Source organism: Paraburkholderia sp. UCT2 (assembly GCF_014397665.1).
In the GTDB taxonomy this organism is placed as follows: Bacteria; Pseudomonadota; Gammaproteobacteria; order Burkholderiales; family Burkholderiaceae; genus Paraburkholderia; species Paraburkholderia tuberum.
Genome location: NZ_VZQO01000065.1, coordinates 1 through 10,941, shown reverse-complemented (window position 1 = coordinate 10,941; position 10,941 = coordinate 1). Strand labels below are relative to the sequence as shown.

Below are 10,941 nucleotides of genomic sequence, written 5' to 3'. Positions count from 1 at the left end.
GGGGATACTATACTGTATGTTTATACAGTTTTCCATGGCGGGCTCGGGCGCGCTTTGATCTCTGGATCGGCGGCGATGAGCATACGGCTGCGCTGCGGTCACGCTGCCTGACTAGCCGAGCGCGCTTTCAACCCGCGAGCGCCCGGCCGCATCCGGCGTCGCGCAACCCGCCGGGGCTACGCGCGCGACACCGTCGCCAAGCGCATAGGCGACGCAACGCCTTGCCAGCACCTCGGTCGGATCGACGAGCCGCACCACGCGCCCGCCCGGACATGCGAGCACCGGTTCGCGTAACAGCAACGGCAACTCCGTGCACGCGAGCACGATCACCTGCACGCCCTGCGCGAGCAGATCGTCGACGGCCGCCGCGAGGTCCTCGCAACAGTCGCCCGCCGTATGCCCCGCCTTCACGCCGCGCGGGCCGTAGATCGCGTTCATCAGACGCGCTTGCGCAGTGGCGGACGGCGCGATCTGCACCAGGCCGCGCGCGTCGAGCGCCTGTTCGTAGACGCGGCTCGCGAGCGTACCCGAGGTGGCAAGCACGCCCACTTCGCGCAGACCCGGAAAGGTCTCGCGCAGATAATCGGCGGTACAGGTCAGCATATTGACGATCGGCACGCGCAGCGCAGGCTGGAGCCGCTCGACGAACGCATGCGCGGTATTGCACGGAATCGCGATCAGATCCGCGCCGCCGTCCTCGAGCGTCTTGCAGGCCGCGTACAGCGCGAGGGTGGGATCGTCGCCGCGCTCGAGCAGCGCCGCGGTGCGGTCGGGGATCCGCGGATTCTGCTCGACCATGATCCGGATATGGTCCTGGTCGCGCGCGGCCGGCGTGTTGCGCACGACCTTGGCCATGAAATCGACGGTCGCGGCCGGCCCGATGCCGCCGACCACGCCGAGGCGGAACGCCCGCTCCGGCTGCGTGTACTGCGCCGCCGCGACATAGCGCGCATACACCTGGTTCGTATCGACGAGCGGCACCTCGATGCGCCCGAGCGCGCGCAGCACGAAGCCGATCTCCGCGAGCCCCGGCACGATCAGGTCGACGCCCTGCGCGACCAGATCCGCGCACGCCGCGCGCAACAGCTCGACGGGCCGCCCGTGCAGGCGCCCATCGCGGATGCCCCCGACACCAAAGACGGCGCTCGTCACGCCGTCGAAACCGGTGTCGTTGCGCGGATAGCACACGTCGAACCGCCCGGCTTCGAAGTAGCGCTCGAACAGGCCGTTCGCGCGAATCGCCGCCGACGTCAGCACGCCGATTCGGCGCGGCGACGGATAGGTGCGCCGCACGTGCGCGGACAGCGCGGTCATGATGTTGGCGACCGGCACGCTGACGTTGGCCGCGAGTTCGTCGATGAAGGTGTGGCTCAGAAAGCATGGCAGCACGATCGCGTCGACGCCGCGTTTTTCGAACGCGCGCATCGTGTCGAACACGTGGATCTTGAACTGCGGGTCCGTCGCCTCGGGCGCGGCGGGCCCCTGCCACGCGCGCGGTTCGAAAATCAGATCGAAGGGGCGCGCGGCGCCTGGCCGGCGCGACGCCGTGCTCATCCGGCTGAGGATGTCGGCACTGGCGAACTGCGCCGCGCCCGTCGCCACACCCAGCGAACGAAAACGATTCATGATCAGATCCCCCGGTCGTTCTGTGCGTCCACCCTCGATCACGGGCGGCTTTCTGCGCGCTTGAGAATGACATTATGCGAGGCGCACATGTCCAGGCGTTAACCACGAAAACGCATTCCTTTGCGTTTTTCGCTCCCTCAGCTCACCGGCTCGAAAATCTCCCGCAGCCACTGCGCGAACACCCGCACGCGCGACGACAACTGCCGGTTCTGCGGATACAGCACCGACACCGGCATCGGTGGCGGCGGATAGTCCGCCAGAATGACCCGCAGCCGCCCCGCCGCCAACTCGCCATCCACGCGGTAACGCGGTACCTGCACGATGCCGAGCCCGGCGAGGGCCGCGCCCGTGTACAGTTCGGCGCCGCTGACCGACACCGCCGACGGCAGCACGAGCGCGGCATCCCGCCCGTCGACGCGGAATTCGAGCGGCACCGGCTTGCCGGTCGCGCTCGACACGTAGTTGACCGCGCGATGCGTCGACAGCGCGTCAGGATCGGCCGGCTCGCCATACGCGGCCAGATACGCGGGACTCGCGACCGTCACCTGCTGCAGTTGCGCGACGCGCCGCCCGACCATCGACGAATCCTGCAGCACGCCCGCGCGCAGCACGCAGTCGATGCCCTCGCGCACGAGGTCGACGAGCCGGTCATCCTCGCCGATCATCAGCTCAATGTCGGGAAAGCGCGCGAGAAACGCGGGCAGCGCCGGCACCACGAAGTGCCGCGCGAGCGTGCCCTGCACGTTCACGCGCAACAGCCCCTTTGGCGCGAGATTGGAAAACGCCCCCTCGGCCTCCTCCATATCGGCGATCAGGCGCACGCAGCGCTGGTAGTGCGCTTCACCGTCGGGCGTGAGCCGCACCGTGCGGGTCGTACGTTCGAGCAACCGCGCGCCGAGCCGCTGCTCGAGGCGCTTTATCAGGTTGGTGACGGTCGCGCGCGGAATTTGCAGATCGTCGGCGGCGCGCGTGAAGCTCTGGCGCTCGGCGATCCGCACGAACACGCGCATTTCCTCGAAACGGTCCATAGCGGCGGATTATTAAAGCAAACGGAATGATGATGGCGAGTCTAACCGGATTATCTCTGCGCGCAAAGCGTTCATGATTCACCTCACCGATCCACCACCTTCTATGAGGAAACCAATCATGAGCACGAACCCACAACCGAAAGTCGCCATCGTCACGGGCGCATCGCGCGGCATCGGCACGGCGATCGCACAGCGGCTCGCGAACGACGGCTACGCGGTCGCAGTCAACTACGCAGCGAGCGCGGGCGAAGCCGACGCGCTCGTCGGCGCGATCCGCGAAGCGGGCGGCAAGGCGGTCGCGGTGCAAGCCGACGTGTCGAAGCCCAGCGACGTGCGTCGCATGTTCGAGATCACCGAATGCGAACTCGGCAAGGTGGATGTGCTCGTCAACAACGCGGGCGTGATGAAGCCCACGCCGCTCGCCGACACGCCCGACGCACTCTACGACCAAACCTTCGACATCAACGTGCGCGGCACCTTCAACACGCTGCGCGAAGCGGCCGCGCGCCTGAACGACGGCGGGCGCATCGTCAATTTCTCGACCAGCGTGCTCGCGCTGAACCTGCCCGGCTATGGCATCTACACGGCGACCAAGGCAGCCGTCGAAGCGTTCACGCGTGTGTTCGCGAAGGAACTGCGCGGGCGCAACATCACTGTGAATGCGGTCGCGCCGGGACCGATCGCGACCGCGCTTTTCCTCGAAGGCAAGACCGACGAGCAGATCGAGACGTTCGCGAAGATGCCGCCGCTGCAACGCCTCGGCGAGCCGGAAGACGTGGCGGGCGTGGTCGCGTTTCTGGTCGGCCCGGATGCGGGTTGGGTCAATGGCCAGGTATTGCGGGCCAATGGCGGTTTGGCTTGATGGGATGCGCTGGTCCAGCGTGCGGCCGCGCTGGACCAGCGCATTGCGCCGGCTGCGGCGCCTGGAACGTGGTCGAGCCGCCGCTCAAACCGCCTTTGGATTGCGTTCCGCGAAGCCTTCCTGATGCCAGTACGGATACGCGGGGCGCACCGTGCTGGCCGCATCGAGCTTCGCGACCTGCTCCGGCGTCAGATTCCAGCCGACCGCGCCGAGGTTTTGCCGCAGTTGCTCCTCGTTGCGCGCGCCGATCAGCAGCGTCGCGACGGTCGGCCGTTGCAGCAGCCAGTTCAGCGCGATCTGCGGCACGGTCTTGCCGGTTTCGGCGGCAATTTCGTCGAGCGCGTCGAGCACGCGGAACAGATAGTCTTCCGGCACCGGCGGCCCCATGTCGGCGGTCTTGTGCAGGCGGCTCGTCTCCGGCAGCGGCTGGCCGCGCTTGAGCTTGCCGGTCAAGCGGCCCCAGCCGAGCGGGCTCCACACCACGGCACCGACGCCCTGGTCGACGCCGAGCGGCATCAGCTCCCACTCGTAGTCGCGCCCGACCAGCGAGTAGTAGGTCTGATTCGCGACATAGCGCGGATAGCCGTAACGGTCGGCGATATCGAGCGACTTCATCAGATGCCAGCCGGAGAAATTCGACACGCCGATATAGCGGATCTTGCCCGCGCGCACGAGGTCGTCGAGCGTGGACAGCACTTCGGGGATCGGCGTTTTCGCGTCGAAGCCGTGCAGCTGGAACAGGTCGATGTAATCGGTTTGCAGACGCTTGAGCGCTGAATCGACCGCCTGGATCAGATGGAAGCGCGACGAGCCGACGCCGTTCGGATCGTCGTCGAAACGAAAGGTCGCCTTGGTCGACAGGATCGCCTTGTCGCGCTTGCCCTTCAGCGCCTCGCCGAGCACCGACTCGGACGCGCCCTTCGAATAGATGTCGGCGGTGTCGAACATCGTGACGCCCGCGTCGAAACAGATGTCGATCAGACGCCGCGCTTCGGCGACGTCGGTCGCGCCCCACGCCTCAAAAAATTCACCCTTGCCGCCGAACGTACCGGTGCCGAGACTCAGCACCGGCACCTTGAAACCCGATGCACCCAGATGTCTGTATTCCATTGAAGAACTCTCCGTGGCATTGCCATCGATGAACGGAGGTTCAGTCTACGCGTGTCCGCCCAAAGGCGTCACGAAGGCGGGGCGCTCAGATCCCCCAATGCATCGCGCACGGCATCGATCACGCCGCCCCAATCGCCGAGCGCCGGTTGACGGAACAGACGTGCGGACGGATACCACGGCGTGTCGCTGCGCTCGAGCAACCAGCGCCAGCAGGTGTCGAAGCGGTTCAGGATCCAGACGGGTTTGTCGAGCGCGCCGGCCAGATGGGCGGTGGACGTGTCGACCGAAATCACCAGATCGAGACTGGCGACGAGCGCGGCGGTATCGGCGAAATCGTGCAGCAGCCCGGTGTAATCGGCGACGCGTTCACCGTAGGCGCTTTCGGCTAATTGCGGCGCGGCCGCGCCCTTCTGCACGCTGAAGAAGCGAACGTTCGGCACCTCGAGGAGCGGCGCGAGTTGCTCGAACGTGAGCGACCGACGCGCGTCGATCTTGCGCAGCTCGGCGATATGCGCGCGGTTCTCGCCGGCCCAGACGAGGCCGACTTTCAGCGGCCTGATTGCGTTGGCATCCGCGTTGATGTTGCCGTCGTGTTCGATCCGCTCACGCCATTCGCTGACGGCCGCCGGCTGCGCAAAAAGATACGGCGTCGCCGCCGGAATGCTCGCTTCGTCCGTGCCGAACGCAAGCGGCAAGCTCAGCAGCGGGCAATGACAATCGAACGGCGGCAACGGCTGCCCCGCTTCGATCAACTGATCGACACCATCGAGCGTCGACAGCAATCGCAACAACGCGCCCGGCACTTCGAGCACGACCTTCGCGCCGAGCTTCGCAACGAGCGGCGCATAGCGGCAGAACTGCAACGTGTCGCCCAGGCCCTGCTCCGCATGCAGCAAGATCGTTTTGCCGTCGAGTGGAACATCGCCGAGCCACAACGGCTGCGCGAACGCGCGCCTGCCGGCCTTGATGCGGCTGCGCTCCCAACGCCATTCGTATTCGCGCCAGCCGGTATCGAAGCGGCCCATTTGCAGCAGGCACAGCGCCTGGTTCCAGTGCGTTTCGACCGACGCCGGATTCAACGCAAGCGCGCGCTGATAGCTCGACAACGCCTGTTCGCGCTGATTCAGATCGATCTGCGCGAGACCGAGGTTGTTCCATGCATCGACGAAAGCAGGCGCAAGTTCCAGCGCGCGTTGGTAGCAGTGTTGCGCTTCGTGCGGCTGGTTCAGATCGCCGAGCACGTTGCCGCGATTGCTCCACGCATCCGGATAGTTCGGCTGCAACGCGAGCGCCTGGTCGCAGCTATCGAGCGCATCGGCATAGCGGCCGAGATCGCGCAGCACGCACGCGCGATTGTTCCACGCCGGCGCAAACTCCGGCACGAGCGAAAGCGCGCGTTCGTAGCTCGCGAGCGCATCGAGCGGACGGTTCAGCGCCGCCAATGCGTTGCCGCGATTGTTCAACGCATCGGCGAATTTCGGCTGCATCGCGAGCGCCCGCCCGGCACACGCGAGCGCTTCGTCATGACGCTGCAACGCGTTCAGCGCATAGGCGAGATTCGAATGCACGGCCGGCTGTCTCGCGTTGACCACGAGCGCCTTATTCAGCAGATCGATGCCTTCCTGCAAGCGGCCCGTTTGCAGCGCGAGTTCGCCGAGCCAGCGCAACGCGTCGCCATGCTTCGGCTTCAGTTCGAGTATCTCGCGATACATCTCCTCGGCTTCGACGAGCGCGCCGTTCTGCTGGAGCGCGACGGCTTGTCGAAGCAGATGGTCCAACTGTTGCGGCAGACTGGCGTGCTTGCTCATGCGGTACCTGGAATCGGAGGCGCGAAGAATCGTCGGAAGAAGCGCACGATTATCGCCGAAAAGCCCGGGTTCGAAGTACCGCCGCCTGCCGCGTAGCGACGTGACGCCGCTTATTGCGCGGCCACGGACAGATGCTTGCGCTTCGCGAGATCCTGCGCCATCGCATAGTGCTGCTGGATCGTCGGCAGCGCCTGTTTCGCGGCGGCCTTCAACTGCTCGTCGCGGCCCGCTGCGATTTCCGCCTGGAAAGCGGACAGTGCCTTCTGTTCACCCGCGAGCGCGACCTGCTCGATGTACACCTTGTCGAAGTCCGCGCCGCGCAGGTGGTTGATGCTGGCGAGCACGGCCGCATCGGGATCGTTCTTCGGCACGTCGACACCGCGCGGACTCGCCGCGCGCAACGCGTCGGTGATCTTGGCGTCGTCGCTCGACACGCGCTCGGCAAAGGCCTTCACGTCGCGGTCGGCCGAACGCGCGGTGGCGATACGCGCGGCATCGCGCTGCGTCGCGACGGCTTGCGTGCCGTCCGCGATGAAGGTCTGGTCGGCGGCATGCAGGCGGCCCGTGTCCGTGGACGCGGCGCTCTGCGCGCTGGCCACCGAGGCGGCCGTCAGAAGACCACCGAAGCAGGCAACGGCGGCGATGCGGGCCAAAGCGACGGAAGGGACGGAAGGCAGGCGGATCATACGTTCTCCTTGAGGTGAAAGCATCTGAAAGCAAAACGACGGACACGTGTGCGCCGCGAACGAAGCGTGCGATGCAAAACGCTGCGGACTGCTTGCGAGCCCAGCGCGGCGCCACGCTTTTATCGCTGCCGATTCTAGAAGCCACGCCGTCGGGTAGGTGAAACGCTGCTGTCGCTTCTGTAACCTTAGGTAACCCTCATATGAATGCGCACACGTTTGCCGTATTCGTGTGAATCGCGCGCCGCTCGACGCTGCCACGCAGTGCTGAATTTTTCGCCATCGGCGCCGATAACCAGATACAGGCACGCTCAGCACCGCTCAGCACCGCAATTCTGGAGAACGATTCCGATGGCAGACGACCACCGTGCCAATCACGAGCGCCACACCGAACGCAGCAACCTGACGAGCTCCAACAAGTTCGAGCTGCTGCTATACCGCCTCGGCCACGTGCCGGGCAGCGACGCGCACGAGTTGTATGGGATCAACGTGTTCAAGGTGCGCGAAATCTCGACGATGCCGACCGTCACGCCGATCGCCGGATCGTCGCCTTACGTGATGGGCGCGGTCGACATTCGCGGGCAGATCATCCCCGTGATCGATCTGCCGCGGTTGATGGGCTGCGAGCCGACGCGCGGCCTGAACATCCTGCTGGTCACCGAATTCGCGCGTTCGACGCAGGCCTTCGCGGTCGAGGAAGTCGACGACATCGTGCGACTCGAATGGAACCAGGTGCTGTCGGCCGATGGCTCGGCGGGCGGCAAGCTCGTCACGAGCATCGCGCGCATCGACGGCAATACCGGCGACTCGCGCCTCGCCCAGGTGATCGACGTCGAGCAGGTGTTGCGCGACGTGTTCCCGTCGCAGCATCCGAGCGTCGATCCGGCCTCGGTCGGCCAGGCGCTCGGCATCCGCCGCGGCGCGAAGATCCTCGCCGCCGACGACTCCGGCTTCGCGCGCAAGCTGATCGAACAGGCGCTCACCGCGATCGGCGCCGACTACATCATGACGAAGACCGGCGAGGAAGCGTGGCAGACGCTGCAGCAGGTCGCGCGCGAAGCGCAGAAAAACGGCGCGCGCGCGAAAGACACCATCGCGCTCGTATTGACCGATCTGGAGATGCCGGAGATGGACGGCTTCATGCTGACTCGCCAGATCAAGGCCGATGAACGCACGCGCGATATTCCGGTGATCATTCACTCGTCGCTGACGGGCGCGGCCAATGAGGCGCATGTGAAGAACGCGGGCGCCAACGGCTATGTCGCGAAGTTCGCGGCGAGCGAGCTCGCCGATGCGATCCGTGATGCGCTGGGTGCCGCGCCGGCGAAGGCGGCGGCGGCTTGAGGTCTGGGGTGTCGAGCAGTGAATCGGGTCGCCGCGCTCAACGATGCGCGGCAAGCTCGATCGAGAAGTCCATCCGGCCGATCTCGACGCCCATCGTGTTGAGCCGCTGCGGCGCATGAAAGCCGTCGAGCGCCGCGCGTTGTTCAGGCGTACCGATATCGAGCACGGCGAGCAACTCGGCGGTGACCGCGTAGAGCACGGCGAGATTGCCGTCCTCGATCTTCAGCGCGATGCCTAGCGCGCCCTTCGCGCCGAGCCGCGCGGTCTGCCGCGATGCGCGTACGCCGATCGCATAGCTGCCGTCCGCGCCGACCTTGCCGACCAGCGCGCCATCGAAAGCCTGCATCAGCAGCGTACAGAAGCGCCCCTCCCCGCCGACCAGTTCCGGGTACGACGTCATCGCGCGATAGATGCGCGCGAGCGCGGCCGCGCGCGGCGTCGTCGCGGCGGCTTCGGTTTCCTGTTGATCCTGCGCCGCCGCGAGCTTCGCGAACAGACGTGCGAGCCGGTCGAGCGCAAACGCCGGCGTCGGCAGATTGCAGCCGTCGATCGCCCATTGCACGCCCTCGTCGGGCAGATCGCAGACGCTCGCGACCGTCTGCTTCACACGCACCTGCAACGGATGCCCCGGCAGCTCATAGCCGGCGAGCGCCGCGCCGATCGAACGCGCGCCGGCCAGCATGCCCGCGTGCTTGCCCGAACAGTTGCTGCACACGCCGGTGGGCGTAAAGCCGCGCCGGATCCAGTCGACGTACACCGCATCCGACAACGGCGGATGGCCGCCGCAACGCAGATCGGCCTCGCTCGCCTGCGCTTTCGCGAGCATGCCGCGCGTGCGTTCGATATGACGCGGCTCGCTGCTGTGCGATGCGCACATCAGCGCAAGATCGGCTTCGTCGAAACCGCAACGCTCGAGCGCGCCGGTTTCGAGCACCGCGAGCGCCTGGGCCGGCTTCGCGGCGGAACGCGCGAGCGTCATGCGCGCGGCGTCGCCGAACGAATACAGCAGACGACCGTCCGCATCGACGACCGCGACGTGCGCGAGATGCGTGTTCTCGACGGATTCGCCACGATAGATCGTCGCCGCGACCGGCGCGGCGGGGTGCAGTTCGGACTGGCTCATGTGGTTCGTCTCCTCGTCGTGTCATGGATCGGGCGATGGCGCCCAGGCCCTGGCAATCAGGCGCTCGCCGCGAGCGCATCTTCGCGCTCGAGCGTGCGCGTGTGCCGCAGTTCCGGAAAGAACCGCATCCACAACAGCGCGATCGCGATCGTCGCGACACCGCCGACCAGCACCGCCGGCTGCGCGCCCCACCATCCCGCGGTCAGGCCCGATTCGAACTCGCCCAATTGATTCGACGTCCCGATGAACAACGAATTGACCGCGCTGACGCGGCCGAGCATTTCATCGGGCGTGCGCAATTGCACGAGCGACAGCCGCACCACCACGCTGATCGTGTCCGAAGCGCCGAGCACCATCAGAGCGAACAACGACACGAGGAACTGATGCGACAGCCCGAACACGATCGTCGCGATGCCGAACGCGATCACGCCGCCGAACATCGCCGCGCCGGGCCGGTTGCGCAATGGAAAATGCGCGAGCCAGATCGTGCCCGCGAGCGCGCCGATCGCCGTGCCCGAGCGCAACAGGCCGAGACCGAGCGGGCCCGCGTGCAGCACGTCGCGCGCGAAGATCGGCAGCAACGCGGTCGCGCCCCCGAACAGTACCGCGAACAGATCGAGCGACAGCGCGCCGAGAATCGCCGGCTCGCGACGAATGAACGCGATGCCCGAAAAGATCGATTCGAGCGTGACGGGCGCGCGGCTCGCCGGCTTCATCTGCAACGGAATGCTCCACACCGACGCGGCCGCCGCCGCGAACGTCAGCGTGCACGCGAGATACGCGGCACCGGGACCGATGCCGTACAGCAGACCACCGAGCGCGGGCCCGGCGATCTGCGCGGTCTGATTGGCGGACGTCGCCCACGCGGTCGCCTTCGGCAGATAGCCGCGCGGCACCACGGCCGGCAGCAGCGACGCCACGGCCGGCGATTCGAACGCGCGCGACGCGCCGACGCAGGCAGCCAGCACGTAGATGACCGGCGCGCTGATCCAGCCGCCGAAGGTGCCGATCGCGAACAGCAATGCAGCGACACTTTCGAGGCTCTGGCAGACGGCGGCGATGCGGCGGCGATCGTAACGATCGGCGACATGGCCGACGACGAGCGTCAGCAGGAACATCGGCAGAAACTGCGCGAGACCGACGAGGCCAAGTGCGAACGCGCTATGCGTGAGCGCGTAGACATGCCAGCCCATCGCGACCGCGAGCATCTGGAACGACAGCGACGACAGGATGCGGGTGCACCAGAAACGCTGGAACGGCGGGTGTTTCGGCAGGCTGAAATGCGGGGAATCGGCGGGATCGATGGAGGCTGGGGGCATCGGTTGTTGCTCGTGACGGGGCGCATCGGGGCGTGGGT

General features: G+C 66.5%; 9 protein-coding genes. 2 read left to right on the top strand and 7 right to left on the bottom strand.

Features of this window, described 5'->3' with window-relative positions; genetic code table 11:
• Nucleotides 1–111 precede the first annotated feature (111 nt).
• Nucleotides 112–1,626 carry an amino acid racemase gene (locus tag F6X39_RS33230; protein ID WP_187619732.1) on the bottom strand — a complete coding sequence of 505 codons (1,515 nt, stop codon included), beginning with the start codon at nt 1,624–1,626 and terminating at the stop codon, nt 112–114.
• 137 nt (nt 1,627–1,763) lie between these two features.
• Nucleotides 1,764–2,654: a LysR family transcriptional regulator gene (locus F6X39_RS33225; RefSeq protein WP_187619731.1), complete on the bottom strand. Its 891-nt coding sequence runs from the start codon at nt 2,652–2,654 to the stop codon at nt 1,764–1,766.
• A 118-nt stretch (nt 2,655–2,772) separates the two neighbouring features.
• On the opposite strand from F6X39_RS33225, the gene F6X39_RS33220 reads away from it, so the two are divergent.
• Nucleotides 2,773–3,516 carry an SDR family oxidoreductase gene (locus F6X39_RS33220; RefSeq protein ID WP_187619730.1) on the top strand — a complete coding sequence of 248 codons (744 nt, stop codon included), beginning with the start codon at nt 2,773–2,775 and terminating at the stop codon, nt 3,514–3,516.
• Between the two features lie 84 nt (nt 3,517–3,600).
• Here the strand turns inward: F6X39_RS33220 and F6X39_RS33215 are convergent, their stop codons facing one another.
• From F6X39_RS33215 to F6X39_RS33205, 3 genes are all read right to left on the bottom strand, one after another.
• Nucleotides 3,601–4,626: an aldo/keto reductase gene (locus tag F6X39_RS33215; RefSeq protein ID WP_184070140.1), complete on the bottom strand. Its 1,026-nt coding sequence runs from the start codon at nt 4,624–4,626 to the stop codon at nt 3,601–3,603.
• A gap of 68 nt (nt 4,627–4,694) precedes the next feature.
• The gene (locus tag F6X39_RS33210) at nt 4,695–6,434 is read right to left on the bottom strand and encodes a tetratricopeptide repeat protein (protein WP_187619729.1); all 1,740 of its coding nucleotides are present in this window, start codon (nt 6,432–6,434) and stop codon (nt 4,695–4,697) included.
• A 110-nt stretch (nt 6,435–6,544) separates the two neighbouring features.
• Nucleotides 6,545–7,120, bottom strand: a complete 576-nt coding sequence (locus F6X39_RS33205; RefSeq protein ID WP_187619728.1) for a DUF4142 domain-containing protein — start codon at nt 7,118–7,120, stop codon at nt 6,545–6,547.
• Between the two features lie 348 nt (nt 7,121–7,468).
• Here F6X39_RS33205 and F6X39_RS33200 point away from each other — a divergent pair, with 348 nt between their 5' ends.
• Complete coding sequence (locus tag F6X39_RS33200; RefSeq protein ID WP_090803881.1) at nt 7,469–8,461, top strand: chemotaxis protein; 993 nt, start codon at nt 7,469–7,471, stop codon at nt 8,459–8,461.
• A 37-nt stretch (nt 8,462–8,498) separates the two neighbouring features.
• On the opposite strand, the gene F6X39_RS33195 is transcribed toward F6X39_RS33200, so the two are convergent.
• Both F6X39_RS33195 and F6X39_RS33190 read right to left on the bottom strand, forming a co-directional pair.
• On the bottom strand, nt 8,499–9,584 hold the full coding sequence (locus F6X39_RS33195) for an asparaginase (protein ID WP_187619727.1): 1,086 nt from the start codon (nt 9,582–9,584) through the stop codon (nt 8,499–8,501).
• Between the two features lie 56 nt (nt 9,585–9,640).
• Nucleotides 9,641–10,903 (bottom strand): MFS transporter, encoded by a 1,263-nt coding sequence (locus F6X39_RS33190; protein ID WP_187619726.1) that lies wholly within the window; start codon nt 10,901–10,903, stop codon nt 9,641–9,643.
• Between the last annotated feature and the right edge of the window lie 38 nt (nt 10,904–10,941).

Coding starts and splice junctions, on each gene's coding strand:
- F6X39_RS33230 (WP_187619732.1), bottom strand. CDS start 1,626: ATGAATCGTTTTCGTTCGCTGGGTGTGGCGACGGGCGCGGCGCAGTTC.
- F6X39_RS33195 (WP_187619727.1), bottom strand. CDS start 9,584: ATGAGCCAGTCCGAACTGCACCCCGCCGCGCCGGTCGCGGCGACGATC.
- F6X39_RS33210 (WP_187619729.1), bottom strand. CDS start 6,434: ATGAGCAAGCACGCCAGTCTGCCGCAACAGTTGGACCATCTGCTTCGA.
- F6X39_RS33190 (WP_187619726.1), bottom strand. CDS start 10,903: ATGCCCCCAGCCTCCATCGATCCCGCCGATTCCCCGCATTTCAGCCTG.
- F6X39_RS33200 (WP_090803881.1), top strand. CDS start 7,469: ATGGCAGACGACCACCGTGCCAATCACGAGCGCCACACCGAACGCAGC.
- F6X39_RS33205 (WP_187619728.1), bottom strand. CDS start 7,120: ATGATCCGCCTGCCTTCCGTCCCTTCCGTCGCTTTGGCCCGCATCGCC.
- F6X39_RS33220 (WP_187619730.1), top strand. CDS start 2,773: ATGAGCACGAACCCACAACCGAAAGTCGCCATCGTCACGGGCGCATCG.
- F6X39_RS33225 (WP_187619731.1), bottom strand. CDS start 2,654: ATGGACCGTTTCGAGGAAATGCGCGTGTTCGTGCGGATCGCCGAGCGC.
- F6X39_RS33215 (WP_184070140.1), bottom strand. CDS start 4,626: ATGGAATACAGACATCTGGGTGCATCGGGTTTCAAGGTGCCGGTGCTG.